The following is a 26,441-nucleotide window of genomic DNA, read 5'->3' as shown; positions in this document are numbered from 1 at the left end:
GACCTCAGGCCTCTATGAGCGGCCGCGGTTAGCGCTCAAGCGGCGCGATCGGCAAAGATCGCCTTCTTGACCACGGCGTGGACGCCCCAATTGCCGTCGGCGACCTGCGTGATCCCGAAATCGACCGCGACCGACATCAGCGAGATCGCCTCGTCCTCGGTGAGCCCCTTCGCGTGCATCAGGAACTGGCGCATCTTGCGGAAGGCGTCGCGCATGGCGAGGTCGATGGAGGATTTCTGGAAGATCGCCGTCTGCGCGTCCGGGCCGAGGTCGCGCAGGTAGTTCGGGTAGCTGAAGCCGGACAGAACCCAGTCCTCCCGGGTCTCGATCATCGGAAAATCGAGGGCTTCCAGCGGCGTCCCGGGCAGATCGGCCTTCTTGTGCAGAATGAACTGGAAGGTGCCGGTGAGCGAGCACTCGATCGCGGTGCCGCACAATTCGGAATCGCCCTGGCTGGCATGGGGGTCGCCCACCGAGAACAGGGCGCCCGGCACCGCCACCGGGTAGTAGAGGGTCGCGCCCTTGCCGATCCGCCAATTGTCGATGTTGCCGCCGGTGTAGCTCGGCGGGATCGTGTTGACCCGGTCGGCCTCGGCGGGCGCGACGCCCATCGTGCCGAAATGCGGACGGATCGGCACCCGGATGCCCTTGAGCACCTCGAAGGTCTTCTGCGTCTTGGAGTGATCGACCGGCAGGCCGGGATAGTCGATGGTCGGGTGGGAGACGCCGAACGGGTCGGTCACGCCCGGCCAGCGGAAGCTGTAGACCGCGCGGGCCCAGTCGCGCTCGCCGGTGGCATCGACCTCGTAGATCGTGACGACCTCGCGCGGCTTATCGCCGGTGATCAGGTCGTTGTAATGGTAGCCCCACCACGCCGCCGCGTTGCTGCCGAAGGTCAGACCCTTGTATTTGGGATTGGCGCAGGGGCGGGGCGCCACGTCGAGGATCCGCACCTCCAGAACGTCACCCGGCTCGGCACCGCGGATCGCCACCGGGCCGGTGCAGATATGCACGCCGAGGCCGCCGCCGGGACCGATCTTGGCGTCCAGGGCGCCGGCACCGCGCGGCGAGACGCCCATCTTGTCCTTCGTCCAGAGATAGACGCTCTCGGCGCCCGGATCGCCCTGGATCATCCGCTCGGCATCGTCGCTCGCCTGATGCGTGAGCGTCTCGATCGTGACGAAGTCGCCCGAGCCGATCTCGACCTTCGGCTTGAGGCTGCGGCTGAAGAAGCCCCAGTGGACGGTCTCGGCATTGGCCGGCAGGTGATAATGCGCCGTCGCGGCGATCTTGGCGCCGCTCGCCTCCGCGAGGGCGGGGCTCACCAGCGACGGGCCGCCGGCCGCGAGGGCCGCGGCGGCGGCACCGGTCGCCGCGAAGCCGCTCTTCAGGAAGGCGCGCCGCTCCGGCTCCAGATCGCGCCGGAACCGGCGGCGGTGCTCCTCGAAGGCGTGGCAGGTTGGATCGTCGCCCGCGCACATCGCGTCGTCTCCCGGTCGTTGTGTTTCCGCGGGAGCGGGAAGCAAATCGACGGCCACGCTCGCGGCCGCCGACAGCCGTTTCTCATTCGGAGATCATGCCGGCGCCGCGCTCCTCGACCGTCGGTGCAGCCTCGTCCGCCTGGGCCTCGACCACGGCCGCGGCCGTGACGTTGACGATGCCGCGTGCCGTTACCGACGGCGTCAGGATGTGAGCGGGCTTGGCCGGGCCGATCAGCAGCGGGCCGACCGGCAGGGCATCCGCCAGCACCTTCGCGAACTGGAAGGCGATGTTGGCCGCGTCGAGGTTCGGGAAGATCAGGACGTTGGCCGCGCCCTTGAGCCGCGAACCGGGCAGCACCCGTTCGCGGACCATCTCGTTGAGGGCGGAGTCGGCCTGCATCTCACCGTCGACCTGAAGCTCCGGGTCACGCTGCTGCAGGAGCGCGAGGGCGTCGCGCATCTTCATCGCCGAGGGCGAGTCCGACTGGCCGAAATCCGAGTGGCTGAGCAGCGCGATCTTCGGCGTCAGGCCGAAGCGGCTGACGTGGCTGGCGCAGGCCTGCGCCACGTCGGCGATTTCCTCGGCGGTCGGGTTCTGGCGGACATGGGTGTCGGCCAGGAAGTAGGCGCCGTTATGCGTCACCACGAGGCTCATCGCGGCGCATTGCTCCACGCCGGGCGCGAGGCCGATCACGTCGCGGATGATGCGCAGCCGCGTCTCGAACCGCCCCTCCAGGCCGCAGATCAAGGCATCGGCCTCGCCGCGCCGAACCGCGATGGCGCCGATCACCGTGCTGTTGGTGCGCACCAGCGTGCGTGCCGCGTCGGGGGTGATGCCCCGGCGTCCCGCCACCTCGAGATAGGTCTGCACGTAGGCGCGGTAGCGCGGATCGTCTTCGGGATCGATCAGCTCGAAGTCGCGGCCGTGCACGAGGGACAGGCCGAAGCGCTTCAGCCGGGTTTCCACCACCCGGGGCCGGCCGACCAGGATCGGGAACGCAACCTTGTCCTCGGCGATCGCCTGAACGGCGCGGAGCACGCGCTCGTCCTCGCCCTCGGCGTAGATCACGCGCTTGGGCTCGGCCTTCGCCTTCGAGAACAAGGGCTTCATGATCAGGCCGGACCGGTGCACGAACCGGTCGAGGCTGTCGACATAGGCGTCGAGATCGGCGAGCGGCCGGCCGGCCACGCCCGAATCCATCGCGGCCTTGGCGACCGCCGGGGCGATGCGCAGGATCAGGCGCGGGTCGAACGGGCTCGGGATCAGGGATTTCGGCCCGAACGGGCGCGCCTCGCCGCCATAGGCGCGGGCGACCACGTCCGAGGTGGTCTCGTGAGCCAGGCCCGCGATCGCCTTCACGGCGGCCTTCTTCATCTCCTCGTTGATCTTGTGGGCGCCGACATCCAGCGCGCCGCGGAAGATGTAGGGGAAGCACAGGACGTTGTTGACCTGGTTCGGGAAGTCCGACCGGCCGGTGCAGATCATCGCGTCCGGCCGCTCCTTCTCGGCCAAGTCCGGCATGATCTCCGGGTAGGGGTTGGCGAGCGCCATGATCAGAGGCTTCTCGGCCATCTCCTTCAGGTACTCGGGCTTCAGGACGCCGCCGGCCGACAGGCCGATGAACACGTCCGCACCCGGGATCACCTCGGCGAGCGTCCGCTTGTCGGTCTCCTGGGCGTAGACGTCCTTCCAGCGGTCCATCAGTTCCGGGCGGCCCTTGTAGACCACGCCCTTGATGTCGGTGACCGTGATGTTCTCGCGGGTCGCGCCGAGGGAAACGAGCAGGTTGAGGCAGGCGAGCGCCGCCGCGCCCGCGCCGGAGGTGACGATCCGGACGTCGGCGAGGTTCTTGCCGGCGAGTTCCAGGCCGTTGAGGACGGCGGCCGCCACGATGATCGCGGTGCCGTGCTGGTCGTCGTGGAAGACCGGGATGTTCATCCGCGCCCGGCACTGCTCCTCGACCTCGAAGCACTCGGGCGCCTTGATGTCCTCAAGGTTGATGCCGCCGAAGGTCGGCTCCAGCGCGCAGACGACGTCGGCGAGCTTCGAGACGTCCTTCTGGTCGACCTCGATGTCGAACACGTCGATGCCGGCGAATTTCTTGAACAGGACCGCCTTGCCCTCCATCACGGGCTTGGAGGCGAGCGGGCCGATATCGCCGAGGCCCAGCACGGCCGTGCCATTGGAGAGCACCGCCACGAGGTTCTGGCGGATCGTGAGTTCGGCGGCCTGCTGCGGGTCGTCGTGGATCGCCATGCAGGCGGCGGCGACGCCGGGCGAGTAGGCCAGGGCGAGGTCGCGCTGGTTGCCCAGCGGCTTGGTCGCCTGGATCTCCAGCTTCCCGGGCTGGGGCAGGCGGTGGTAGACGAGCGCCCCGGCCTTGAGGTCCTCGGACATGTTATCGGCCATCGCCCACGCTCCCGCTCACCTTCTTCACCGAGGACGACACGGTCGCGCATCGCGCGGGCTCGCGTCTTGACCGGTCTGTTGCACCGGCTGCGCAGGGGGCGCAACCCGCACAACGAGACCCGGATCCACCTCGCCAAGCTGGCGAGGACCTACGGCTTCTCCATAGGCGCTTATTCGTACGGGCGTCCAAAAGTCCGCTTCCCGGAGAGCGGGCGGCGGCTGACGATCGGCCGCTATTGTTCCATCGCCGACAAGGTCGAGATCCTGCTCGGCGGTGATCATCGCCTCGATTGGGCGTCGACCTACCCGTTCGCGGCGATGCGCGGGCTCTTCCCGGACGCCGAGGCGCCGGAGGATTTCCACGCCTCCCGGGGCGACGTGGTGATCGGCCACGATGTCTGGCTGGGATCCGGCTGCATGATCCTGTCGGGCGTCACGGTCGGGCACGGCGCCGTCGTGGCAGCCCGCGCCGTGGTGACCCGCGACGTGCCGGCCTACGCGGTGGTCGCCGGCAACCCGGCGCGGGTGGTGCGCCGCCGCTTCGACACCGCGACGGTGGAGGCGCTCGTCGCAGCGGCGTGGTGGGATCTGCCGCACGACGCGGTGACGCGGCTCGTGCCGCTGCTGCAGAGCGGGCAGATCGCGGACCTGCTCGCGGCGTTGCGCGCCGGCGCGGATTCCCTTACCGGCGAGGCCCAACGCGAAGACCATCCGAGATCCGGACGATGACCGACACGCCTCCCGACCGCCTCGCCGCCAACCCGAACAGCCCGTTCTACGACGAGAAGATGCTCGAGCGCGGGGTCGGCGTCCGGTTCAAGGGCGTCGAGAAGACGAATGTCGAGGAGTACTGCGTGAGCGAGGGCTGGGTCCGGCTCTCGGCCGGCAAGACCCTCGACCGGGCCGGCAATCCGATGACGGTGAAGCTGAAGGGTACCGTCGAGCCCTACTTCCGCGACCCCGCCGCGGACGCCTGATCCGCGACTCGGGCGCGGGCGGCCTCGAAGTTCCGGACGGCATCCCGGACGAGTTTGCCGATCTGATCGGGCGAGCGCGGCCCGTCTATGACGAGGCTCGCGAGGACATCGGAGCGACGGGCGCGCTGCTTGGCGGTGCGCGCGTGGTTCGAGACGCGCAGGTGCCAGGCGCAGTCCGGTCGCCGCAGGTACAGGCTGTCGCCGCGCTCGTTGCGTGCGACGATCGCGAAGCCGTGCGCCTCCAGCATCCGCGCCGCCAGATCCAGCACTTTGAGCGGCGAGAGCGGCCGGTCGGCGGTCACGGCCCGGCCGGCTCGATCGTGCCCAGGCGCCGTCGCCCGAGCGCCCGTGCCTTCAACGCCAGCGCGGGCCGCTCGATTCCATACCAAGACAGGGTCGCCACAGGCAGCGTCAGGCCGAGTGCCGGGATCAGGAGGGCCAACCCGGAAGCCTGCGGCCACAGGACGTGCAGGCTCTGCTGGATCGGCCAGCCATAGAGATAGATCCCGTAGGACAGGTCGGCCGGCGGATCGAACAGCCTGCGCGCCATCGGTCCGACGGCGAGCCAGACCGCGCCGTAGGCTTCCGCCAGGAACAGGAGGGCCGGGTAGGCCGGCGTCCGCGCGAGGATGAAGGCGCCGAAGGCGGGGCAGGCGAGGGCGGCGCCCGAGATACGCAGGCGTGCGCGCCAGAGATACAGGGCCGCGCCGCCCGCGAAGATCAACGGCAGGCGCAGGGCGGTCTCCGTGCCCTTCGGCAGATCGGGGCCGCGCAGGCCGGCGACGATCGACAGGGCGAGTGCCAGCCCGGCCACGATCAGGAGCGCCGACCACCGGCGCCGGAGAAGGCCGCACAGGGCAGCGACGAGGACGCCGAGGTAGCACAGCACCTCATACTTGAGCGTCCACACCGTGCCGAGGGGAGCCCGGTAGGGATTGGATTCGAAGACGCCAGGGAGGGCGGCGTTGCTCTTGAAGGTCGTCAGCGTCCCGCGGATGAACGACCACAGGGCGGGATCGCGCAGGTACTCGGCGACGGGCAGGCGCGTCAGCGCCGCGCCGAGCCCCAGCGACACCACGAGCGTCGCGGCAACCAATCCGGGCAGGATCCGCAGGGTCCGGGCGAGGGCGTAGTCCCGGATGCCGCGGCGGTCACAGCTCATCGTGACCAGGAAGCCCGACACGGCGAAGAAGCCGTTCACCGCGTGCTCGCCCAGCGTGTAGCCGGTGAGCCGGGCGAGGGGCTCGTCGCCGGATGCGCCGGTCGTGACGCTGAACGCGTGGGACACCACGACGGCCAGAGCCAGCATCAGTCTCAGGCCGGTGAAGCCGTTGCGCCCGCGTTCCAGCGCAATCGCAATCGTCGGCGCGCTCATCCGGTCAGGCCCTCACGGGCCAGCGCGGTCCGGCCTCGCAGGAAGGCGAGGGCGCCCGCGGCCGAGCCGCCGTAGCGCTCCAGTCCCGCCCGACGCAGGACCAGCCCGGACAGCAGCGCCTTCGGCACATTGGCCGCCAACGCGGCGAGGCTCGGGTCCGGTAGGCCGTATTTCCGGCTGACATAGGCGCGCGACCATGCCTGATGCCAGCGCGCGCGAAACACCCGTCCCGGCTCGGGCGCCGACGACCGGCCGCGACCATGCAACGCTTGGGCGCGGTGGACATGGATCAGGGCACGACCGCGATCGGCGACGCGCCGGCACAGGTCGTCATCCTCGTAGAACAGGAAGATGTTCTCGTCGAAACCGCCGAGGTCGAGGAACAGGGCGCGCGGCATCATCAGGCAGGCCCCGGAGAGGAACGGCGCGCAGGCATCGCCCTGCGGCAGCGCGAGCCGGCCGGACGGATTTGTAAGATAGGGCGCCAGCAGCGAGCGCGCCTGGAAGAAGAAGCGTCCGTCGGGTTCGGCGAGGCGCGGGGCCAGCAGGCCCGCATCCGGCCAGGATCGGGCCGCGTCCAGCAGCGCGTTCACGGCCCCCGGGCGCAGGATCACGTCCGGGTTGACGATAAGCACGTGTTCCGCCGTCACGGCAGCGCGGACGCCCCGGTTGTTGGCGCGGCCGTAGCCCTCGTTGCGGGCGTTGCGGATCACCTGCGCGCCGGCCGCCTCCGCGACCGAAGCGGAGGCATCCCGGCTGGCATTGTCGACCACGATCGCCGGCACGTGCTGCCCGGCAAGCGCCGCGAGGCAGCCGGGCAGCATGTCGGCGCTGTCATGCGCGACGACGATCGCGACGAGACTCGGCACCGGGCGGCGGATCGCGCCGCCTCAGGCCTTCTTCTCGGGCAGGTTGAGCCGGATGTGCAGCTCGCGCAGCTGCTTGGGCGTCGCCTCGGAGGGCGCGCCCATCATCAGGTCCTCGGCGCGCTGGTTCATCGGGAACAGCACCACCTCGCGGATGTTCGGCTCGTTGCACAGGAGCATGACGATGCGGTCCACACCCGGCGCGATGCCGCCGTGCGGCGGCGCGCCCATGCGCAGGGCGTTCAGCATGCCGCCGAACTTCTGCTCCAGCACCTCGTGGCCGTAGCCCGCGATGGCGAAGGCCTTCTCCATTACGTCCGGACGGTGGTTGCGGATCGCGCCTGAGGACAGCTCCACGCCGTTGCAGACGATGTCGTACTGGAACGCCTTGATGTCCAGGATCCGCTTGGTGTTCGCGCCGTTCTCGTCCTCGCCGGCGAGAGCGTCGAGGTCGAGCGCCAGGAACGCCTCGCGGTCGATGTTCGGCATCGAGAACGGGTTGTGGGAGAAGTCGATCCGCTTCTCCTCCTCGCTCCACTCGTACATCGGGAAGTCGGTGATCCAGCAGAACGCGTACTGGTCCTTGTCGCAGAGGCCCAGCTCGTCGCCGATGCGGATACGGGCCTTGCCGGCGAGGCCGGCCGCCTTGGCTTCCGGACCCGCCGAGAAGAACACCGCGTCGCCGGCTTTGGCGCCGGCCCGCTCGGCGATCAACGCCTGCACCTCGGCCGGGATGAACTTGGCGATCGGCCCCTTGCCGGAGAGCTGGCCGTTCTCCTCCTCGAAGACGACGTAGCCGAGGCCCGGCGCGCCCTCGGAGCGGGCCCAGTCGTTGAGCTTGTCGAAGAACGAGCGCGGCTGGCTGGCCGCCCCGGTCGCCGGGATCGCCCGGACCACACCGCCGGAGGCGATCACGCCCTTGAACGCCTTGAAGGCCACGTCATCACGGGCGAACAGGTCGGAGACGTCGGCGATGATCAGCGGGTTGCGCAGGTCCGGCTTGTCGACGCCGTATTTCAGCATCGAATCCGCGAAGGTGATCCGCGGGAATTCCCGGGTGACACGCTTGCCCTCGGCGAACTCGTCGAAGACACCGCGCAGGACCGGCTCCACCGCCTGGAACACGTCCTCCTGGGTGACGAAGCTCATCTCGATGTCGAGCTGGTAGAACTCGCCCGGCGAGCGGTCGGCGCGGGCATCCTCGTCGCGGAAGCAGGGCGCGATCTGGAAGTAACGGTCGAAGCCCGCGATCATCGTCAGCTGCTTGAACTGCTGCGGCGCCTGCGGGAGCGCGTAGAACTTGCCGGGATGGACCCGCGACGGCACGAGGTAGTCGCGCGCGCCCTCGGGCGAGGAGGCAGTCAGGATCGGTGTCTGGAACTCGAAGAAGCCACCCTCGCGCATCCGGCGGCGGAGCGAATCGATGATCGCGCCGCGCTTCATGATGTTGGCGTGGAGCTTCTCCCGGCGCAGGTCGAGGAAGCGGTACCGGAGCCGCGTCTCCTCCGGATATTCCAGGTCGCCGAAGACCGGCAGCGGCAGCTCGCCCGCCGGGCCCAGCACCTCCAGGTCATCGATATAGACCTCGACCGCGCCGGTCGGCAGCTCGGCATTCTCAGTGCCGGCCGGGCGGGTGCGGACGCGGCCGTCGATCCGCACGACCCATTCCGAGCGCACGGCCTCGGCGGCCTTGAAGGCCGGCGAGTCGGAATCGATCACGCACTGCGTCAGGCCGTAATGATCCCGCAGATCCACGAACAGCACGCCCCCGTGGTCGCGGATGCGGTGGCACCAGCCGGAGAGGCGGACTCTCTGCCCGACGTCGGACGGGCGGAGCGCCCCGCAGGTGTGGGAACGGTAACGGTGCATGACGGGCTTCTTCTGTGGGAAGGCCGGCACCATTCACGCGAGGCCCCCCAAGTCAAGCGCAGGGCGTCCGCAATGGCCGCAAGAACGGCGCCGCGCCGCGCCTCCGGTCTACCGGAAAGCGCTGCTCATCCCCATATGATGTGCATGAATCACAACGCTTTTTCCCAGCCGGAGGGCCGACGGGACATGACGTTCGAGACGGCACCGAGCGTGTGGCGGACGCTGCCGCTCGATGGCCATTTCGACCTCGTCTACGAAGATGCCACCGGTGCGTGGAGCAACCGGTCGCTGGACGCTCGCGAGTTGAAGCTCGGGCTGGGCAGGACCCTGCTCGGCGGAATTGACGCCCGACGGGGCGGCTATCGCGGTTTCCGTGTCGACCGTATCCGTCGCCTCACGGACGGTGCGACGGGGGAGCGCATCGAAACGGGCATCCTCGACCGGCTCCTGGGACGCGCCGAGGCGCAACGCCGCGCCGACGCGCTGCGCATTCGGCGGCAATCCCGGGCCCGCCGTCGGGCCGTCATGGCCGGGCCGGCATGATCGGTATTCTGACACCCGATGTCGGAAAGATGGGGACCTGCGCGCGGATCACTCCCCAGGGCCGCGGCGGTTGCGTATAGCCGACGTATGGACCTGATCACCACGACCGACACGCTGCGCGAAATCTGCACCCAGCTGGCCGAGCAGCCCTTCGTAACCGTCGACACGGAGTTCATGCGTGAGACGACGTACTACCCGAAGCTCTGCCTGATCCAGATGGCGGCTCCGGACGGCTCCGCAGTTCTGATCGACCCGCTGGCACCCGGGCTCGATCTGCAGCCGTTCATTGACCTCATGGCCGACGAGCGCGTCGTGAAGGTTTTCCATTCCGCGCGCCAGGATCTCGAGATCATCTGGCTGATCGGCGGACTTCTGCCGCACCCATTCTTCGACACGCAGGTCGCCGCGATGGTGTGCGGCTACGGCGACTCGGTTTCCTACGAGCAGCTCGTCAACGACGTGGCCAAGGCCAAGATCGACAAGTCCTCCCGCTTCACGGACTGGTCACGGCGGCCGCTCTCCGACGCGCAGCTCACGTATGCGCTGTCGGACGTCACCCATCTGGTGAAGGTCTACGAGGTTCTCGTCGCCGAGCTGCTGCGCACGGATCGCGGTGCTTGGCTCGACGAGGAAATGGCCGTGCTGACCTCGCCCGAGACCTACCGGGCCGATCCGGCGCAAGCCTGGCGCCGCTTGGCCGGCCGGATGCGCAAGCCTCGCGAGATCGCCGTGCTGATGGAAGTCGCCGCTTGGCGCGAGAGCGAGGCCCAGGCGCGCAATGTCCCGCGCGGGCGAATCCTGAAAGATGAGGCCGTGATCGACGTGGCTTCGGCGGCGCCTCGGAGCGCGGAGGCCCTGGCCCGGCTGCGAACGATCCCGGCGGGCTTCGAGCGCTCGCGCACGGGGGCCGACATCGTCGCGGCCGTCGAGCGCGGGCTGTCGCGCGACACCAGTGACATCCGTCTTCCGGAGCGCGTGCGCCGGAGCGGCGGCAACGGCGCGATCGTGGAGCTTCTCAAGGTCCTCCTGAAGGCGGTGTGCGAGGCTGAGGGCGTCGCGCCCAAGATCATCGGCACGGTCGGCGATCTGGAAGCGATTGCCGACGACGATGCTGCCGACGTTCCGGCCCTTCAGGGCTGGCGGCGGAGCCTGTTCGGGGACAGGGCCTTGGCCTTGAAACAGGGGCGGCTGGCGCTGTCCGTGGAGGCGGGCCGTATCGTCGTTCGTGCCCTTGAGCCCTCGGCACACAGCGACGTCTGAGCCACCGCCGCATGACAGGATCCTCCCGGCGATACGGCGTGCCAAGCCTGCAAGCGTGACTTGCCTGCGGACCGGGACTAAATGGCAATGGGATTGCCGCTTAGTCCCGCCCAAGCGTCGCGCGTATGTTCGAGCCGAACGAAGTTCTGAAGACGCTGGCCGGCCGTGGGCTGGTTTCCGCTGACGGGTGCGGATCCGTGCGCGTCCGCTACCGTGTGGTGATCGAGCGGCGCGCCGACGGCGTTGTGGCGTACGGCACGCTGCACGGCAGTCATTCCAACCTCAGGCCGATCTGGATCGAACCGGATGCGCAACTCCGTCTCGCGAACGGACGGCGTCTCGCCATCTCGCTGACCGACCTCGTGGAGGATGTCGCGGAATTCGAGAGCACAGGACCGGTCGGGAGCCTGTAATTTCCGCTCTGCTCCGAGCCGTCGTGCGACTCGACAAGGACGGTTTCCGAGTCGCCCAGCCGGGGCGCAGCACGGCAGAGCCAGCCCTTTTCCGGGATGATCTGGCAATTTGTCGCGCGCAAACCGCTTAGACGCTGTTGAGATCCCTACCTTGACGGAGATGCGGCGACACGGCGCACGGGCGGCCGGCGCTTCGGATCCCGATTGTCCCCTCGCTCCGCGATACCGCGTTGCGGTCTTCAATCCTGCTCCGACAACCCTCCTACACCAGCAACGCCCGCCATCGGCGCATAGGCTGGATCAGCAAAGCTTCCTCGCCTGCAAGATCTGCATGCAAACGGCTCACGTCGCCGTGAAAGGCTTCGAAAAGAACGTCCGGCTATTTGTGCGCCGCACCATTTCTTTTCGCAGGAGAATGACATTCGCCATGCTTCTGTCACGCGAAAAGAAGCTTTCACCAAGGGACGTCGAGCATGGAACAGCGAGTTGACGGCGCTCAAAAATCTCTTAAGGTCCGTCCAAGCCTCGGTTTCGAGGGGACCGCCTCAGGGATGGCGGTTCCTGGCTAGGGGATCTGCAGATCTCCTCGAAGTCCACTATGCCCGCTACCGAGGCGTCCATCCCTGTCGCAAACAGTCAGGTCGGAGTCCTAGCGACGCCACTCTCTAGACGTGTCGCGAAAACACTCAAAGACTTGTCGGAGGAACCCATGAGAGCGGTACATCTCCTTGCGCTCGGCGCGGGTGTCGCGGCTGTCGCCGCGCCGGCGCTGGCCAACGAAAGCGTCATGAAGGGCATCGCCAACCCGGCGGAGCAGGTGCTTCAGACGGTCGATTACGCGAATACGCGTTACTCGAAGCTCGATCAGATCAACGCGTCGAACGTGAAGAACCTCCAGGTCGCCTGGACCTTCTCGACCGGCGTTCTGCGTGGCCACGAGGGCTCGCCGCTCGTCGTCGGCAACGTCATGTACGTGCACACGCCGTTCCCGAACATCGTGTACGCCCTCGACCTCGACCACGAGGCGAAGATCCTCTGGAAGTACGAGCCGAAGCAGGATCCGTCCGTGATCCCGGTCATGTGCTGTGACACGGTCAACCGCGGTCTGGCCTACGCCGACGGCGCGATCCTCCTGCACCAGGCCGACACCACCCTCGTGTCGCTCGATGCCAAGACCGGCAAGGTCAACTGGTCGGTCGTGAACGGCGACCCGAAGAAGGGCGAGACCAACACCGCGACGGTTCTGCCGGTCAAGGACAAGGTCATCGTCGGCATCTCGGGCGGCGAGTTCGGCGTGCAGTGCCACGTCACCGCCTACGACCTGAAGACCGGCAAGAAGGTGTGGCGCGGCTACTCCGAGGGCCCGGACGACCAGATGCTGGTCGACCCGGAGAAGACCACCTCGCTCGGCAAGCCGGTCGGCAAGGACTCCTCGCTGAAGACCTGGGAAGGCGATCAGTGGAAGACCGGCGGCGGCTGCACCTGGGGCTGGTTCTCCTACGATCCCAAGCTCGACCTGATGTACTACGGCTCGGGCAACCCCTCGACCTGGAACCCGAAGCAGCGTCCGGGCGACAACAAGTGGTCGATGACCATCTGGGCGCGTAACCCGGATACCGGCGTCGCCAAGTGGGTCTACCAGATGACCCCCCACGACGAGTGGGACTACGACGGCATCAACGAGATGATCCTCACGGATCAGAAGGTTGACGGCAAGGAGCAGCCGCTCCTGACCCACTTCGACCGCAACGGCTTCGGCTACACGCTGAACCGCGCGGACGGCACCCTGCTCGTCGCCGAGAAGTACGACCCGGCCGTGAACTGGGCGTCCAAGGTCGACATGGACAAGGGCTCGAAGAACTACGGCCGGCCGCTGGTCGTGTCGAAGTACTCGACCGAGCAGAATGGTGAGGACACCAACTCCAAGGGCATCTGCCCGGCGGCCCTCGGGTCGAAGGATCAGCAGCCTGCGGCCTTCTCGCCGAAGACCAACCTGTTCTACGTGCCCACCAACCACGTCTGCATGGACTACGAGCCGTTCCGGGTGACCTACACCCCGGGCCAGCCCTACGTCGGTGCGACCCTCTCGATGTACCCGGCCCCGAACTCGCACGGCGGCATGGGCAACTTCATCGCGTGGGATGGCGTCAACGGCAAGATCAAGTGGTCCAACGCCGAGCAGTTCTCGGTGTGGTCCGGCGCTCTGGCCACCGCCGGCGACGTGGTGTTCTACGGCACGCTTGAGGGTTACCTGAAGGCGGTCGGCGACAAGAGCGGCAAGGAGCTGTTCAAGTTCAAGACCCCGTCGGGCATCATCGGCAACGTGATGACCTACCAGCACAAGGGCAAGCAGTACGTGGGCGTCCTCTCGGGCGTCGGCGGCTGGGCCGGCATCGGCCTCGCGGCCGGCCTGACCGACCCGAACGCCGGCCTCGGCGCGGTGGGTGGCTACGCGGCTCTGTCGCAGTACACCAACCTCGGCGGTCAGCTGACGGTCTTCGCTCTGCCGAACTAATCGGCCGCAGGGTCCACCTGTGAAAATCGGTGCCGGCGCGGGTTCCCGCGCCGGCATCCTTGTGATTAGACTTTCTCGCAAGAGGCTACGGCTCGGAGGGAGACGAAGGGCCTCGATCCAGGGAGACACATGCGTTGCTCAACCTCAGCAAGATTGTAACGCGGCCGGTTATCGCCGCCCTCGCCCTAGCGACCGTCTCTTCGGTTGCCGTACATGCTGAGGATGCCAAGCCCGCTGCCGACCCCGCCCTCGCCAACTCGCTCAACGCGAACGACAAGACTGCCGAGCAGGACGAGAAGCTCCTGAAGCAGGATGCCGCCGTGAAGAACGAGGACGGCAAGTACACGGACGCCGACGGCCACCCGACGTTCCACGTGACCCAGGAGGGCAAGAAGCTCGACTGGTACACCTACTCAGGATACCGGCGCTATCACGCCGAGTGCCACGTCTGCCACGGCCCGGACGGCATGGGCTCGACCTATGCGCCCGCGCTCAAGGACTCGCTGAAGCACCTCTCCTACGAGGAGTTCATCGGCATTCTGGTGGGCGGCAAGCAGGACGTGAACGCCGCCGAGCAGAAGGTCATGCCGGCCTTCGGCGACAACAAGAACGTCATGTGCTACTCGGACGATCTCTACGTCTATCTGAAGGCGCGCGCCGCCGGAGCGATTGGGCGCATCCGTCCTTCCGAGCACGAGGACAAGCCTGAATCTGCCAAGAAGGCCGAGAAGGAATGCATGGGCGGCTGATGTCGTCTTTTGCCCGGATCGTCGCTCTCTGTGCCCTGTCTCTGACCGGGGCGCAGGGAGCGCTCGCCCAGCATCTGCCGGATATGGTCACCACGGACGTGCTGCGCGTCTGCGGGGATCCGGGCAACATGCCGTTCTCCGAACGCAAGGAGGACGGCTTCGAGAACAAGATCGCGGCGATCATTGCCGACGAACTGAAGGTGAAGGTCCGCTATTACTGGCTGACTCAGGGCCCGGGTTTCGTGCGCAACACGCTCGGGACCGGCCTCTGCGACCTGATCATGGGCAGGCCTTCGGCAGCGACCTCGTCCAGACCACCAATCCCTATTACCGGTCCGCCTACACGCTGGTCACCCGTGCCGGGGAATTCGACGGCGTGACCGGCCTCGATGACGCGCGCCTGAAGGGCAAGAGCATCGGTGTCATCGCGGGAACCCCGCCGGTGAACCGAATGGGCGAGTTGGGCCTCGTGTCCAGCATGAAGGCCTACGCGCCGTATCAGCTCGACCCCTCCCGCAAGCATCAGACGGTCGCAGCCGAGATCATCGCGGCCCTCGCCGCCAAGGAGATCGACGCCGCCGTGCTCTGGGGACCGGCCGCGGGCTGGCTCGCCAAGCAGTCTGGGACGGCCATGAGCGTGGTGCCGCTGCTCAAGGAGCCCGAGCGGCCGCCGATGGCCTATCGGATCGCCATGGGCGTCCGCCTCGGCGAGAACGATTGGAAGCGCACGCTGAACATGGTCCTGCGCAAGCGCAAGGCGGATATCGATCAGGTGCTGCGCGCGTACGACGTGCCGCTCCTCGGCGAGGAAGACAACAAGCTGGCCGAGCCCGGCGAGCGCTGAGCGGCCTCAGGCCGGCGCGATGCCGCTCCGGTCGAGCTTCGCCAGGGCGTCGACCACCCGCTCACCGCCGATGACGAGATCCGGAGCGATCTCGGCGAGCGGCACCAGCACGAAGGCGCGCTCGCGCACGTAGCGGTGCGGCAGCACGAGGCGCGCATCCTCGACGGCGGCCCCCTCGTAGGCCAGCACATCGATGTCGATGACCCGCGGCCCCCAGCGCTCCTCGCGCACGCGACCGAGATCGTGCTCCACCGACAGGCAGGCATCGAGCAGGCCATGCGGATCGAGGTCCGTGTCGATTGCCACGGCGCCGTTGAGGAACCAGGGCTGATCGGTCTTGCCCCAGGGCGGCGTGCGATAATCGGCCGAGCGCGCGACGATTGCGATGCCCGGCACGGCGGCGAGCCCCGCAACAGCCCGGTCCAGCATCGCGGCCATGTCACCGATATTGCTGCCGATGCCGAGATAGGCCCTCATGCGCGATCTCCGCGCTGGCGTGTGATCTCGATGCTGACGCCATCCAGGATCGCCGGGACCGGTGCGCTCGGCTTGTCGACGCGGACGGTGATCGCGTCGATGCGCGCGAAGCGCTCGAGGATGCTCGCCGCGATGGCCTCCGCCAGGGCTTCGATCAAGTTGAAGCGCTGCTCGGTGCTGATCGCGACGGCGATCTGCGTCAGGTCGGCGTAGCTCACCGTGCCGGCGACCGCGTCGGACCGTCCGGCCTCGCTGAGGTCGACGCGGGCCTCGAGAGAGATGTAGAAGCGTTGACCGAGCACGGCCTCCTCGGGCAACAGCCCGTGGCGCCCGAACACGGCGATGCGGGTGACGCGGATCAGATCGCCGCCCATGCTCACCGCTCCCCCGGCCGCATCACGGCGTCGGCGACGCGCATCGCATCGATATGGGCAGCCACGTCGTGCACGCGGACGATGTCGGCGCCCAGTGTCGCCGCCAGAGCGTGCGCGGCGAGGGAGCCGTACAGCCGATCCGCCGGCCGGGTCTCGCGATCATGCAGGCGTCCGAGGAGAGACTTGCGGGAAACGCCGACCAGAACCGGAAAGCCGAGGGCGCGGATCTCCGGGAGCCGCCGCAAGACCTCGAGATGCTGCGCCCAGGTCTTGCCGAAACCGACACCCGGATCGAGCACGATCTCGGAATCCGCGATGCCCGCACGATGGGCGATGCCGAGCGACCGCTCGAAGAAGGCCTGCATGTCGGCGACGATGTCGATCTCTGGATCGATCGACGCGCGGTTGTGCATGATGATGACCGGCGCGCCGTGCGCGGCCGCCACGGAGGCGATGTCGGGCTCGCGCTGGAGGCCCCAGACGTCGTTCACGATCCGCGCGCCGGCCTCGAGAGCGACGCGCGCCGTCGAAGCCTTGTAGGTGTCGATGGAGATCGGCACGGCCAGCCGCGGAGCAACCGCGCGGATCACCGGCAGGACCCGCGCCTGCTCGTCCTCGGCCGAGACGGGCACATGCCCGGGCCGGGTGGATTCGCCGCCGATGTCCAGGATCGCCGCCCCGTCCGCGACGAGGCGCTCCGCCTGCGCCACGGCCGCGGCGTCTCCGGCGAACAGGCCGCCGTCCGAGAAGGAATCGGGCGTGACGTTCAGGATGCCCATGACCAGCGTGCGCCCTCCGAGATCGGGCAGCAGGTCGGAAAGGCCGGAAGAGGGGGTCACGAAGAGGGTCCCGTCACGAGCGCGCTACGAGACCCCGTGTGCGCGAATCGCGAGGCCGGCGCAACGCCGGCCTCTCCGCACGATCAGCCGCGATAGCAGCGGATCTCGGCCTCGGCCTGGGCGCGCCGGAGTTCCGCGACCTTGTCGTCGAAGATCTTGGTCGACTTGAACTCGTTGGCGCGGTTGCCGATGCCCTGCCGCATCGACAGGACCGTGCTCGCCTGGACGTACTTGTCGTACGGCAGGATGGCGGCGAGCTGATCGAGCGAGCACGAGCACTTCTGCAGGCTTTCGCGGGTCTGGCCGTTGGCCGCCATGCAGCCGAACACGTAATCGACCCGCGCGTCGGTCGGGTAATCGTTCTCCTCGGCCGCGTAGCCGGCGAGGCCCGACAGGGTCAGGGCGAGGACGGCCAGCGCGCCGCGTTCAGCCAGCCTTCTGATCATAGTTCAGCTTCTCCTCAAGCAGCTCGCCGCCGTCCTTGTTCTTCGAGGATGCCTCGATCGAGACGATCTCACCCGGGACGGAGGGGGCGGTGACGAAGGTATAGGTCAGGTCATCGAGGCCGCGCATACGCTGCGTCATCGCATCGCCCTCGAAGGGCTTGGTCACCACGCGCCAGCCATCGACGCTGCGACCGTCGAACTCGACCTTCGTCGGCGTCACCGTCGCCTTCTCGCGCAGGCCCCGGCGGATCGCCAGCTTCAGATAGCGCGGGTTGGCTTCGAGCACCTTGGCCAGCGCCCGGAGGTGGTTCTCGAGAAACAGCGACACCACGGGATTGCCCGCCATGTCCTCGAACGGTCCGGCCGGCACGCGGTTCAGCCCGGAAAACATCGTGACGCGGATATCGCGCGCGTCGGGGCTTTTGCCCGGCTCGATCTTCAGCGCGACCGTGTCCTGGAGCGGGGCCCCGAACGGGCCGCCGGAGATGCCGGAGCGGCGCAGGTAATTGTACGTGATGGTCGATCCCGGCGCCGCGTTCTTCATCTGAGGCTGATCGAACAGCAGGTCGGCGGCCGAGGGCGGGGCGGCGGCGTTGGCCTGGGTGACGGTCGCGGGTTTCGCCGCGTCCTCGGCGAAAGCCGGCAGCGCGGCCAGAACGAGGGCCAGGGCCGTCGTAGCAAGAACTCTCACGAGTGCACTTCCTCCTTGAGCGGCGACCGGACGTTGCTGCCGATCGTCCGATAGACGTAATCCGGCGGGTTCTCGGCCGCCTCCTCCACCGCGAGGGCCCGCACCTTGGCATGGAGCGGGGAGAGCGAGCAGGCCGGATCCGTGGCCGCGGCGTCGCCGGCGAGGGCCAGCGCACGGCAACGGCAGCCGCCCCAATCCTTCTCGCGGCGGTCGCAGGAGCGGCACGGCTCCTTCATCCAGTCCGTCCCGCGATAGGCCGTGAAGGCTGGCGAGTCATGCCAGATCTCGCTGAGCGAATGGTCGGTGACGTTCCAGAATTCCAGCCCCGGAATCGTCTCGGCCGCGTGGCACGGCAAGACCTTGCCCTGGGGCGTCACGTTCATCAGCTTGCGGCCCCAGCCGCCCGCGCAGGCCTTGGGGTACTTCGCGTAATAGTCGGGCACGACGAGATCGATCACGAGCTGCCCCTTCAGGCGCTCGCGGGCCGCCTCGGCGATGCGGATCGACTCGTCCACTTGCGCCTTGTTGGGCATCAGGGCGGCGCGGTTGACGTAGGCCCAGCCGTAATACTGGGTGTGCGCCACTTCGAGGCGCTTGGCGCCCATCTTCACCGCGAGATCGATGAAGCCCGCCACCTCGTGGATGTTGCCGCGGTGGATGACGGAGTTAAGGGTCAGCGGCAGCCCGAGCTCCACGACCTTGGCGGCAAACTCGAATTTTTGCGGCTGGGCGTTCTTCAGGCCGCCGATCTTCTCGGCGTTCTGCGCGTCCACGCCCTGCACCGAGAGCTGCACGTGGTCGAGGCCGACATCGTAGAGCGCCTGGAGCTTCGACAAGGCTCCGCCGACCCCGGAGGTGATCAGGTTCGAGTACAGGCCGAGATCCGCGCAGGTCTTGGTGATATCGGCGATGTCGTTGCGCGCGGTCGGCTCGCCGCCGGACAGGTGCACGTGGAGCACGCCGAGCGCGGACGCCTCTTTGAGCACCCGCTGCCACGTCGCCGTGTCGAGCTCGCCGGAGCGGCGGTCGAGTTCCAGCGGGTTGGAACAATAGGGGCACCGCAGCGGGCAGCGGTGGGTCAGCTCAGCGAGCAGACCGACCGGGGCCGGCGCCGCGGGCCGGTTCGGCGTCAGCGCGTTCATCGCTCAAGAACCCGTTTCTCCGCGAGACCGTCGAGCATCACCAGGATGTCAGCCTCGATTGCACGCGGGTCGGCCGCGTAGGTTTTGCCCAATTCATCCGCGATGTCGGCGACGCTGCGCGTGCCGTCCACGAGCTTGAGCACCGCGACGGCGTTGTCGTCGAGGTCGAAGGTGCGCTCCGGGGCGAGTAGGACGTACTTGCCGCGCGTCTCGTCGTTGCGCAGCCGCACGCCGCGCGGCAGGCGCGGGCGGTCGCCGGGCGCGGTCTTCCTCCCGCCGGCCGCCTGGACCTGCGCCGGCTCGGCAACGAGACCCTCTCCGGCCTGCCAGGCATCCGGAGGGATCAGGCCGGGGGCCACGTAGGCGAAGTACAGGGCGTCGAGCTGCGTCCACAGGACGTTGCACTTGAAGGTCAGCGCAGCCATCGCCCGGCGCTGCAGCTCGGGCGTGGTCGCATGCTGCTTGACGTAATCCAGCGCGAAGTCGGCATCCCGCGGGGCCTGCGTCAGACGCTTGTCGAAATAGGCCAGCGTGTCCTTGGTGATGAAGTCGTAATTCTTCAGCATCCCGGCGACACGCTCCGAGATGATCGTCGGCGAGAACATCTCGGTGAGCGACGAGGCGATCGCCTCCAGCAGAGTCTTCTCGGAGACGAAATGGACGTAGGCCTCGACGGAGAACTTCGTCGCCGAGAGAATGCCGCGGGTCGACAGCACGTAGTCGCGGTCGAAGCCGACGCCCTCCGCCAGCTTGAGCCAGCGCTCGATGCCGCCGTCACCCTCGTGGTCGCCGTCGTGATCGACGATGCGCTGACGCCAGATCCGCCGCAGCGACGCGTCGGTCATCCGGGCGAGCACCGCGGCGTCCTTCACCGGGATCATCGCCTGGTAATAGTAGCGGTTCAGCGCCCAGGCCCGGACCTGATCCTTCGACAGCTTGCCGTCGTGCAGGAGGCGGTGAAACGGATGCAGGTTGTGGTAGCGGCGCGCGCCGATATCGCGCAGGGCCGCTTCCAGCTCGTCGGGAGTCAGGAGACGCTCGCTGTCGGCGGTGTCGGGGGTCGGGAAGACTGCGTTCATGGCGTTTCCGGCGTCCGTTCTCGGGTCGCGTTTCCTGTGCGGTCGTTCCGCCCTCGGCAGCGGGGCGAATATCTGAACTTGGACACGATATAGTGCCGCCGGGCTACGGACCCAACCTCCGGCCCCGTCCAGGTAACCCCGTTCAAGCCGCCAGAGCCTGCGGCACAGGGTACACTCGGATGACCGTCTCGGAGCTCCGCAAACCGCTCCATCACGATCGGGGCTCGTTCCTCAAAGGCGGGGCCGCTCCGCACGCAAATCCTGAGGTGCCGAAGTGCGGCGGCGATCTCAAAGGAGAGCTCGGAGATCCCGGCTCCTTCAAGCATCGCTGACGCGGGCAACTCAGGATGTAGGTGAGAACTGCCAGATCACACGCACTCCAAAGTCGTCGCAGCCTAAAGCGACAGGCTCAGCCCGTCATGGGCTACCGTCCACCCGGCCTTCTCGACATCCGCCCGCTCGGCCGAGTCTTCGACCAGCACCGGGTTGGTGTTGTTGATGTGGACGAAGATGCGGCGTCCGATCTCCACGCCCGCGAGGGCGTCGATCGAGCCGCCGTCGCCGCGCATGGGAACGTGCCCCATGCGCCAGCCGGTCTTCGTCCCGACCCCGGCGCGGATCATGTCGTCGTCATGCAGGACGGTCCCGTCGAAGAGCAGCGCGTCGACGCCGGCGATCCGCTCCCGCAACCCGTCGGTGACGCGGGCGCAACCCGGGATGTAGGCGAGGCGCCGGCCGCCGGCCTCGATCAGCGCGCCGACCGTCGTCTCGGTCTCGGCGCCGATCTCCATCGTCTCGTCCTCCAGCCAGAGCGGCACCTTGCCGGGGACGGGGAACAGGGTCACGGACAGGCCGGGAAGAGGCTCGAAGCGCTGATCCATGCCGATCGGCTGTCGGGCGACCACGCCGTCCGCCATCACGTCGAAAACGCGGTTGGCGTTGACCGAATCGAGAATGCCGCGGGTCGCGTAAAGTGTGTAGGGCTGACCTTCGCGGAGGGTCAGCAGGCCCGCCACGTGGTCGACGTCCCCGTTCGTCAGGAGCACGGCGCGGATCGGCGAATGGCGCAGGCCCTCGCGCGGGTGCATCTGGGGATTGTCGAAGAGCTGTTGCCGGATGTCCGGCGAGGCGTTGATCAGCAGCCAATCCGACCCGTCCGCGGAAACCGCGATGCTCGACTGGGTCCGGGGCCGCACCCGGTCCGGCTCGGACCGTGCCAGCGTGCAGATGGGGCAGCGGCAATTCCACTGAGGAAGGCCGCCGCCGGCCGCGGAACCGAGGATCACGACGCGCATGGTGCGGCTCCCGAGATCCCCGGCCCGTTAAACTCAGTTGAAGGTGTCGATCTCGGCCGACTCGTAGCTCGTCACTTCCATGCCGACGCAGATCTCGGACACGATCGGGGCAGCCCACTTCATGGTGTTTCTCCTTCGCGACATCTACACCGAGCGTCACGCGGTTCCTAAGAGGACCCTAAGACACTGATGGCGCTCTCATTTCCGGCGCGAGAGAGGTATCGGCGATTCAGCTGCGCGCTTCAAGCACTAACTTGCCGGATCCTCCCAAATTTTTCGTGAGAGACTTCCTAACCCTCCGGAAACCATCGAGAAATGCGCGCCCCTGCGACTTAAGTACAGTGGCTCACTGACGGAAGTCGGGTCCGCGCAACTCGAGCATGAACCCTTTGCCGCGCACCGTGACCAGACTTGGCCCGCCATAGCGGACGAAATCGGCCATCTTCGAGCGCAGATAGCCGATATAGACGTCGACCACGTTCAGGGAGAGGCCGCCCTGGCTCGCCCAGAGCCGGTCGAAAATGTCGGCCCGGGAAACCGGCTTGCCGATGCTCTCCATCAGCATGGCGAGGAGGTCGGCCTCGCGGGGTGTGAGGCGCGCGCTGGCCTCACCGCAGCTCGCCTGCCGGGTGTCGAGGTCGAGCATCAGCTTGCCGGCCGTGATGCGCGAGCGCGGCGCCTCCGCCTGTTCACGGCGCATGAGATGCGTGCGGAGCCTTGCCACCAGCTCGTCGAACTCGAACGGCTTGATGATGTAGTCGTCGGCACCGAGGGCCAGCCCCTCGGCCCGGTCGCGGATCTCGTCGCGGGCGGAGAGGAACAGGATCGCTCCGGGGAAGCCGCCCTCGCGCAGGGACCGGCACACGTCGTGGCCGGATCCGTCCGGCAGGTTGATATCGAGGAGCACGGCGCCGGGCGCGGGATCATGCGCGGCCTTGAGCGCCTCGTCCACGCAGGCCGCGGTCCCGACCTCGAACCCTTCGGCCTCCAATCCACGGGCCAGGAGCCCGCGGATGTCGACGTCGTCCTCGGCGATCAGAATCCGCGTCATGCGGCCGACTCCTTCACCTGCGCGCCGCCGGCGGCGTGTCCGGCGGCCTGCGCATCCCATGCCGGATCGAGCGCCGGAAGATCCAGGCTGACGCGAGCTCCGCGCCCGTCCGGCCCGGCGCCGAGCCGGATCGTGCCACCGTGCTGCTCGACGATCCAGCGCGCCAGGGCGAGGCCGATGCCAAAACCGGTCTCGTCCGGGCCGGCGCTCTTCCCCCGGCGGAACCGCTCGAACAGCTCGGCTTCCGAGGCGTCGAAGCCGGGTCCGTCATCCGTCACGGTGATCCGTCCGACCGGCCCGGGTTCTGCCGCCAGCGCGACCTCGACCCGGGACAAACCGGCGGCGTGGCGCAGCGCGTTGTCGATGAGGCTCTCGACGGTCTGGCGGATCCATTCCCGGTCGGCGAGGCACTCGACGTCGCGCGTGCCGGGATCCAGCGTCAGGCCGACCCGGCGGCGCGCGGCCTCGGACGCCATGTTGTCCACCGCCTCCGACAGGACGAGGGCGAGCCCGAGGGGACGCTTGTCGAACGCGATCTCGCCCGATTCCGACCGGGCGACGCGCAGCAGATCCTCGACGCGCAGCTTCAGCCGCTGCGCCCGCTTCTTGATGGTCGCGAAGACCGGTCCCGGGTCGCCCCCGCGGGACGTGCTCCGAAGGGCGAGATCGCACTCACCGAGGATCACCGTCAGGGGCGTGCGCAGCTCGTGGCTGACATCGGCGAAGAAGCGCCGCCGCGACTGATCGACGGCCTCCAGGCGGGCATTGGCGGCGCGCAGGTCGGCAGTACGCGCCGCCACGGTGTCTTCCAGCGCCGCCCGGTCGGCCGCGACCCGGGACTCGCGCCGCGCGAGGCGGGCGGCCATGCGGTTGACGTTGGTCATCAGCAGGCCGAGCTCGTCGCGAGTCGCCACGGACAGCCGCGTGTCGAGGGCGCCGCGGCCGATGGCGCTCGCCGCCCGGCGCACCTCCTCGATGCGCGCGAGCGTCGGACGGGTGACGCCACGGTAGAGAATCGCGAGCAGGACCAGGGCAGCCGCCACCGCCGAGGCCGCCGCGACCCGCAGGCGCTCAGAGAGCGCCCGGGCCTGCTCGGAGCCCAAGGCCATGCTGCGCCGCTCAGCCTCGATCAGGAACGAGAGCGGCTGGCCGGTCATGGCGCCGAACCCGTTGAGCGCCCCCTTGATCGCGTCCTGGCGCCGCTCCGGATCGGTCTGGCGGCTGATCAGCGCCACCTGCCGGTCGAGGACCGCGCGGGCGGCCCGCAGCTGCGCCATGGGGCGCGTGCGCGCCGCGTACTGCATCCGGTCGGCCGGATCATCGCTCGGCGGAAAACTCCTGGCCAGGGCTTCATCGACCGTGGCCAGGGCCCGGTCGGCATTGTCGCGGGCGATCGCCATCGCCTCCGGCTGGTTGTCGGGATTGCCCACGGTCTCCACGGCCGCGAGGCCGAACTGGGTGAGGCGGCCGGACAATTCGGCCAGCAGCTCCAAACGACGCTGCGCCTCGAGGGTCCGGTCGACTGTCCGCTCCGCGGCCCCGATCGCCGCCAATGCCGCAGCCGCGGCCAACACCACCACGATGGCCGTGCCACCGAGCAGCAGCGCGAAGCGGACCTTCAGCGAGCGCATGGTTTCCGTGCCGCACTCAGAGGAGAGGCGAGCATGTCACCGTCCGGCGGGAGAACCAAGGCGCCGTCACAGATCCTTCGGCACGCTGCCCTTGGCAGCGCAGCGCCAGCGCTCGACATGCCATTCGGGATGTGATGCCTGCCAAGTCGCCAGCGCACTCTGCGAATTGCGCAGGCACACGAAGGGGCTCGACTTCTCGAACGACATCTCGATCTGGTCCTCGCGGCAGGTCGAGGGCTGGGCGACGAGGCAGATCGACAGCAGCAGCAGCATGGGCGCGTCCCCGGTTTGCCGGCCTCGGACGGGCCGGCTTGCCGGGAAGCATAGGACGGCGTCACGCCCCTTGCCCAGGCGGCGTCAGGCCGCGACCCAGATCTCGCCCTTGGCGATGGTCGCGAGGTCGCCGGAGTAGCGACGCAGCGGCTTACCCAGGAGGTCGGCGTGCTCGGCGCTGACACCGCGCAGGGCCGTGGCCAGCAGGCGCAGGAACACGAGGTCGTGCGTTCCTGTCTCCACGAAGGTCGCAGCCATCCGCCCATGCGATCCCAGGACGAGCGTCCCGCGGCGCATGCCGAGACCCGGATGGTCGCCGACCGCGAGCGCCGCCAGCGTGCCGGCAATCATGCGCGAGCCCGCGAAGGCGCCGGCGCGCCCGGCCACGATGGTCCCGCGTCGCATCCGGTCGCCGAGATGCGCCCCGGCGCTGCCCCGGATGACCAGCGTGGCCCCGTCGAGCCCCGCCTTGGCGGCGTAGACCGCGCCGCCCGCGTAATCTCCGGCATCGCCCTCGATGGTGATCGTGCCGCCGGTGGCGCCGGAAGCCGCGTAGGGACCTGCGTTCCCGATGACAGTCAGGCTGCCACCGACCATTCCGGCGCCGAGGCGCTGCCCGACATCGCCGACGACGCGGATCGTGCCTTCCGACAGGGATGCGCCGACGCGGTCCAGACGTTCGTGGCCGCCGTCGATGGTCAGCGTTTTGGAGCCGTCGAGGGAGACGGCGAAACAGTCGCCGAGACGCACGCCCGTCCGGCTGGTTCCAACCTCCAGGCGTTCGGCCTCGCTCTGCGAGAGGCCGCTGAGCGCCAGCGGGTTGATGGCGAGGAAATCCAGCCGCTCGGGCGGGGCCGCGCGCAGGGTGAGGGTGCTCACGGCTCAGCCCTCCGGCTTGGCGTCGTCGCGCGCGATGAGGTCGCGCAGGTGGTAATGGTGGCGGCCGAGATTGCCGCCGTAATTGCCGGCCGTGACGGCGATCAGGCCGTGTTTGCCGCCGATCTCGGTGGCGGCGTGCAGGCCGGCGCGCATCGAGTCGGACACACCCTGCGAGGTGAGGGCGTCGATCACGATCTCCAGCACCACGCCGCATTCCGCCGGGAGCGCCGAGCCGGCGCGGCCCTTCAGGGTCGGGCAGTAGGCGTCGTTGGTCGAGGCCATCATGCCCTTGGTCCGGCCGCCGACCTTGGAGCCGGAGCGGACGATGCCGCCCGGGAACGGCAGGATCGCGCCCGGCACCGCCTTGGCGGCCTCCACGGCGATCTCGGCGACCTTCAGCGTCTCGGCGTGGTTCCGGCCGAGGAACAGCAGGTTGCCGCCGCCGACTGCGCCGTCGACGGCCCGAACCGAATCCTCGCAGAGGAACTCGCCGTCCATCACCGGGATGCGCCAGTAGCGCCGGGCCTTGCCGGTGGCGTCGGGCAGGCGCTTGGCCACCGCGAAGCCGTCGCCGAAGTAGCGGATCGCGCCGCCGAGCTTGATCTTTGTCGGCCCGTCCACGCCCGCGTAGCAGGCGGTGCCCGGGCAGGTCAGGATGCACTGGCCGACGCGCTTGATCAGCTGGTCCTTGAGGCCGTTCGGTTCGAAGCCGAAGAGCAGGATGCGCACGCCCGGCCGCCCGTCAGGCGTCTCCTCGGGCGACAGCTCGGCGTCGATCCCGGCCTCGGCGCCGCAGCCGATCACCGAGGTGGCGAAGCCCGTCATCGTGGTCGCGGCGATCATCGCCCACTTGGCGGTGTCGTTCGTGACGATGATGGCCGTACCGGCCACGTCGAACGCCTCCGCGAAGGTGTCGGCGACCGGGATGCCGTTGAGGGAGAGGTCAGACATCGTTGTTCCCG

General features: G+C 68.4%; 27 protein-coding genes and 1 pseudogene. 8 read left to right on the top strand and 20 right to left on the bottom strand.

Features of this window, described 5'->3' with window-relative positions; genetic code table 11:
* Nucleotides 1-35 precede the first annotated feature (35 nt).
* Together M6G65_RS13830 and M6G65_RS13825 are read right to left on the bottom strand one after the other, a co-directional pair.
* Nucleotides 36-1,481 (bottom strand): acetamidase/formamidase family protein, encoded by a 1,446-nt coding sequence (locus tag M6G65_RS13830; RefSeq protein WP_250104066.1) that lies wholly within the window; start codon nt 1,479-1,481, stop codon nt 36-38.
* Between the two features lie 82 nt (nt 1,482-1,563).
* Nucleotides 1,564-3,891: an NADP-dependent malic enzyme gene (locus M6G65_RS13825; protein WP_284042381.1), complete on the bottom strand. Its 2,328-nt coding sequence runs from the start codon at nt 3,889-3,891 to the stop codon at nt 1,564-1,566.
* Between the two features lie 78 nt (nt 3,892-3,969).
* Here M6G65_RS13825 and M6G65_RS13820 point away from each other — a divergent pair, with 78 nt between their 5' ends.
* Entirely contained in the window at nt 3,970-4,620 is a 651-nt protein-coding gene (locus M6G65_RS13820) for a CatB-related O-acetyltransferase (protein WP_238197978.1), read from the top strand.
* Nucleotides 4,617-4,868: a DUF3297 family protein gene (locus M6G65_RS13815; protein WP_238197918.1), complete on the top strand. Its 252-nt coding sequence runs from the start codon at nt 4,617-4,619 to the stop codon at nt 4,866-4,868. Before M6G65_RS13820 ends, M6G65_RS13815 begins: the two co-directional genes overlap by 4 nt.
* Here the strand turns inward: M6G65_RS13815 and M6G65_RS13810 are convergent.
* From M6G65_RS13810 to aspS, 4 genes are read right to left on the bottom strand one after another with little or no spacing between them, the layout of a single operon-like run.
* Nucleotides 4,838-5,170, bottom strand: a complete 333-nt coding sequence (locus tag M6G65_RS13810) for a hypothetical protein (RefSeq protein ID WP_238197920.1) — start codon at nt 5,168-5,170, stop codon at nt 4,838-4,840. The genes M6G65_RS13815 and M6G65_RS13810 overlap by 31 nt on opposite strands.
* Nucleotides 5,167-6,243, bottom strand: a complete 1,077-nt coding sequence (locus tag M6G65_RS13805) for an acyltransferase family protein (RefSeq protein WP_250104065.1) — start codon at nt 6,241-6,243, stop codon at nt 5,167-5,169. The genes M6G65_RS13810 and M6G65_RS13805 overlap by 4 nt, the downstream gene beginning before the upstream one ends.
* Complete coding sequence (locus M6G65_RS13800) at nt 6,240-7,112, bottom strand: glycosyltransferase family 2 protein (RefSeq protein WP_250104064.1); 873 nt, start codon at nt 7,110-7,112, stop codon at nt 6,240-6,242. Before M6G65_RS13800 ends, M6G65_RS13805 begins: the two co-directional genes overlap by 4 nt.
* 21 nt (nt 7,113-7,133) lie before the next feature.
* Nucleotides 7,134-8,978, bottom strand: coding sequence for an aspartate--tRNA ligase (aspS, locus tag M6G65_RS13795; RefSeq protein ID WP_238197926.1), 1,845 nt, complete (start codon nt 8,976-8,978; stop codon nt 7,134-7,136).
* A gap of 186 nt (nt 8,979-9,164) precedes the next feature.
* Between aspS and M6G65_RS13790 the strand changes: the two genes are divergently transcribed.
* From M6G65_RS13790 to xoxJ, 6 genes and pseudogenes are all read left to right on the top strand, one after another.
* Entirely contained in the window at nt 9,165-9,521 is a 357-nt protein-coding gene (locus tag M6G65_RS13790) for a hypothetical protein (protein ID WP_238197928.1), read from the top strand.
* Between the two features lie 87 nt (nt 9,522-9,608).
* Entirely contained in the window at nt 9,609-10,781 is a 1,173-nt protein-coding gene (gene rnd / locus M6G65_RS13785) for a ribonuclease D (protein ID WP_250104063.1), read from the top strand.
* Between the two features lie 125 nt (nt 10,782-10,906).
* Nucleotides 10,907-11,194, top strand: a complete 288-nt coding sequence (locus M6G65_RS13780; RefSeq protein WP_238197931.1) for a hypothetical protein — start codon at nt 10,907-10,909, stop codon at nt 11,192-11,194.
* A gap of 709 nt (nt 11,195-11,903) precedes the next feature.
* Entirely contained in the window at nt 11,904-13,709 is a 1,806-nt protein-coding gene (xoxF1, locus tag M6G65_RS13775; protein ID WP_250104062.1) for a lanthanide-dependent methanol dehydrogenase XoxF1, read from the top strand.
* Between the two features lie 134 nt (nt 13,710-13,843).
* The gene (locus M6G65_RS13770) at nt 13,844-14,458 is read left to right on the top strand and encodes a c-type cytochrome, methanol metabolism-related (protein ID WP_238197935.1); all 615 of its coding nucleotides are present in this window, start codon (nt 13,844-13,846) and stop codon (nt 14,456-14,458) included.
* Nucleotides 14,443-15,302, top strand: a pseudogene (gene xoxJ / locus M6G65_RS13765) (rare earth element methanol dehydrogenase accessory protein XoxJ). Before M6G65_RS13770 ends, xoxJ begins: the two are co-directional and overlap by 16 nt.
* A 6-nt stretch (nt 15,303-15,308) precedes the next feature.
* Here the strand turns inward: xoxJ and folK are convergent.
* The 14 genes from folK to fhcD form a co-directional block, all read right to left on the bottom strand.
* A complete protein-coding gene (folK, locus tag M6G65_RS13760) occupies nt 15,309-15,779 on the bottom strand; it encodes a 2-amino-4-hydroxy-6-hydroxymethyldihydropteridine diphosphokinase (RefSeq protein WP_238197938.1) in 471 nt (156 codons plus the stop codon).
* Nucleotides 15,776-16,153 (bottom strand): dihydroneopterin aldolase, encoded by a 378-nt coding sequence (folB, locus tag M6G65_RS13755; protein WP_238197940.1) that lies wholly within the window; start codon nt 16,151-16,153, stop codon nt 15,776-15,778. The genes folK and folB overlap by 4 nt, the downstream gene beginning before the upstream one ends.
* Before the next feature lie 2 nt (nt 16,154-16,155).
* On the bottom strand, nt 16,156-16,992 hold the full coding sequence (folP, locus tag M6G65_RS13750; protein WP_250104061.1) for a dihydropteroate synthase: 837 nt from the start codon (nt 16,990-16,992) through the stop codon (nt 16,156-16,158).
* An 83-nt stretch (nt 16,993-17,075) separates the two neighbouring features.
* Nucleotides 17,076-17,438, bottom strand: coding sequence for a hypothetical protein (locus M6G65_RS13745; RefSeq protein ID WP_192710810.1), 363 nt, complete (start codon nt 17,436-17,438; stop codon nt 17,076-17,078).
* Nucleotides 17,419-18,129, bottom strand: coding sequence for a hypothetical protein (locus tag M6G65_RS13740; protein ID WP_238197943.1), 711 nt, complete (start codon nt 18,127-18,129; stop codon nt 17,419-17,421). Before M6G65_RS13740 ends, M6G65_RS13745 begins: the two co-directional genes overlap by 20 nt.
* Entirely contained in the window at nt 18,126-19,271 is a 1,146-nt protein-coding gene (gene pqqE / locus M6G65_RS13735) for a pyrroloquinoline quinone biosynthesis protein PqqE (RefSeq protein WP_250104060.1), read from the bottom strand. The genes M6G65_RS13740 and pqqE overlap by 4 nt, the downstream gene beginning before the upstream one ends.
* Entirely contained in the window at nt 19,268-20,350 is a 1,083-nt protein-coding gene (gene pqqC, locus M6G65_RS13730; RefSeq protein WP_238197947.1) for a pyrroloquinoline-quinone synthase PqqC, read from the bottom strand. The genes pqqE and pqqC overlap by 4 nt, the downstream gene beginning before the upstream one ends.
* 395 nt (nt 20,351-20,745) lie before the next feature.
* Entirely contained in the window at nt 20,746-21,645 is a 900-nt protein-coding gene (gene pqqB / locus M6G65_RS13725; RefSeq protein ID WP_238197949.1) for a pyrroloquinoline quinone biosynthesis protein PqqB, read from the bottom strand.
* A 33-nt stretch (nt 21,646-21,678) separates the two neighbouring features.
* Complete coding sequence (gene pqqA, locus M6G65_RS13720) at nt 21,679-21,768, bottom strand: pyrroloquinoline quinone precursor peptide PqqA (RefSeq protein WP_012317526.1); 90 nt, start codon at nt 21,766-21,768, stop codon at nt 21,679-21,681.
* A gap of 223 nt (nt 21,769-21,991) precedes the next feature.
* Nucleotides 21,992-22,696 carry a response regulator transcription factor gene (locus M6G65_RS13715; RefSeq protein WP_250104059.1) on the bottom strand — a complete coding sequence of 235 codons (705 nt, stop codon included), beginning with the start codon at nt 22,694-22,696 and terminating at the stop codon, nt 21,992-21,994.
* Nucleotides 22,693-24,327 (bottom strand): sensor histidine kinase, encoded by a 1,635-nt coding sequence (locus M6G65_RS13710; protein ID WP_238197953.1) that lies wholly within the window; start codon nt 24,325-24,327, stop codon nt 22,693-22,695. Before M6G65_RS13710 ends, M6G65_RS13715 begins: the two co-directional genes overlap by 4 nt.
* Before the next feature lie 66 nt (nt 24,328-24,393).
* Entirely contained in the window at nt 24,394-24,600 is a 207-nt protein-coding gene (locus M6G65_RS13705) for a hypothetical protein (RefSeq protein ID WP_238197954.1), read from the bottom strand.
* 84 nt (nt 24,601-24,684) lie between these two features.
* Entirely contained in the window at nt 24,685-25,479 is a 795-nt protein-coding gene (locus M6G65_RS13700) for a formylmethanofuran dehydrogenase subunit C (RefSeq protein WP_238197956.1), read from the bottom strand.
* A 3-nt stretch (nt 25,480-25,482) separates the two neighbouring features.
* Nucleotides 25,483-26,430, bottom strand: a complete 948-nt coding sequence (gene fhcD, locus M6G65_RS13695; RefSeq protein ID WP_250104058.1) for a formylmethanofuran--tetrahydromethanopterin N-formyltransferase — start codon at nt 26,428-26,430, stop codon at nt 25,483-25,485.
* Nucleotides 26,431-26,441: the final 11 nt, after the last annotated feature.

This window comes from Methylobacterium tardum, from assembly GCF_023546765.1.
GTDB lineage: Bacteria > Pseudomonadota > Alphaproteobacteria > Rhizobiales > Beijerinckiaceae > Methylobacterium > Methylobacterium tardum.
The sequence above is the reverse complement of the archived record's forward strand: the minus strand, read 5'-3'. Positions and strand labels throughout refer to the sequence as shown.

Excerpts from the sequence above, each read along its gene's own strand:
- M6G65_RS13830 (WP_250104066.1), bottom strand. The coding sequence starts at position 1,481 with ATGTGCGCGGGCGACGATCCAACCTGCCACGCCTTCGAGGAGCACCGC.
- M6G65_RS13825 (WP_284042381.1), bottom strand. The coding sequence starts at position 3,891 with ATGGCCGATAACATGTCCGAGGACCTCAAGGCCGGGGCGCTCGTCTAC.
- M6G65_RS13815 (WP_238197918.1), top strand. The coding sequence starts at position 4,617 with ATGACCGACACGCCTCCCGACCGCCTCGCCGCCAACCCGAACAGCCCG.
- M6G65_RS13805 (WP_250104065.1), bottom strand. The coding sequence starts at position 6,243 with ATGAGCGCGCCGACGATTGCGATTGCGCTGGAACGCGGGCGCAACGGC.
- aspS (WP_238197926.1), bottom strand. The coding sequence starts at position 8,978 with ATGCACCGTTACCGTTCCCACACCTGCGGGGCGCTCCGCCCGTCCGAC.
- M6G65_RS13790 (WP_238197928.1), top strand. The coding sequence starts at position 9,165 with ATGACGTTCGAGACGGCACCGAGCGTGTGGCGGACGCTGCCGCTCGAT.
- rnd (WP_250104063.1), top strand. The coding sequence starts at position 9,609 with ATGGACCTGATCACCACGACCGACACGCTGCGCGAAATCTGCACCCAG.
- M6G65_RS13780 (WP_238197931.1), top strand. The coding sequence starts at position 10,907 with ATGTTCGAGCCGAACGAAGTTCTGAAGACGCTGGCCGGCCGTGGGCTG.
- xoxF1 (WP_250104062.1), top strand. The coding sequence starts at position 11,904 with ATGAGAGCGGTACATCTCCTTGCGCTCGGCGCGGGTGTCGCGGCTGTC.
- folK (WP_238197938.1), bottom strand. The coding sequence starts at position 15,779 with ATGAGGGCCTATCTCGGCATCGGCAGCAATATCGGTGACATGGCCGCG.
- folB (WP_238197940.1), bottom strand. The coding sequence starts at position 16,153 with ATGGGCGGCGATCTGATCCGCGTCACCCGCATCGCCGTGTTCGGGCGC.
- M6G65_RS13745 (WP_192710810.1), bottom strand. The coding sequence starts at position 17,438 with ATGATCAGAAGGCTGGCTGAACGCGGCGCGCTGGCCGTCCTCGCCCTG.
- pqqE (WP_250104060.1), bottom strand. The coding sequence starts at position 19,271 with ATGAACGCGCTGACGCCGAACCGGCCCGCGGCGCCGGCCCCGGTCGGT.
- pqqC (WP_238197947.1), bottom strand. The coding sequence starts at position 20,350 with ATGAACGCAGTCTTCCCGACCCCCGACACCGCCGACAGCGAGCGTCTC.
- pqqB (WP_238197949.1), bottom strand. The coding sequence starts at position 21,645 with ATGCGCGTCGTGATCCTCGGTTCCGCGGCCGGCGGCGGCCTTCCTCAG.
- pqqA (WP_012317526.1), bottom strand. The coding sequence starts at position 21,768 with ATGAAGTGGGCTGCCCCGATCGTGTCCGAGATCTGCGTCGGCATGGAA.
- M6G65_RS13715 (WP_250104059.1), bottom strand. The coding sequence starts at position 22,696 with ATGACGCGGATTCTGATCGCCGAGGACGACGTCGACATCCGCGGGCTC.
- M6G65_RS13710 (WP_238197953.1), bottom strand. The coding sequence starts at position 24,327 with ATGCGCTCGCTGAAGGTCCGCTTCGCGCTGCTGCTCGGTGGCACGGCC.
- M6G65_RS13705 (WP_238197954.1), bottom strand. The coding sequence starts at position 24,600 with ATGCTGCTGCTGCTGTCGATCTGCCTCGTCGCCCAGCCCTCGACCTGC.
- fhcD (WP_250104058.1), bottom strand. The coding sequence starts at position 26,430 with ATGTCTGACCTCTCCCTCAACGGCATCCCGGTCGCCGACACCTTCGCG.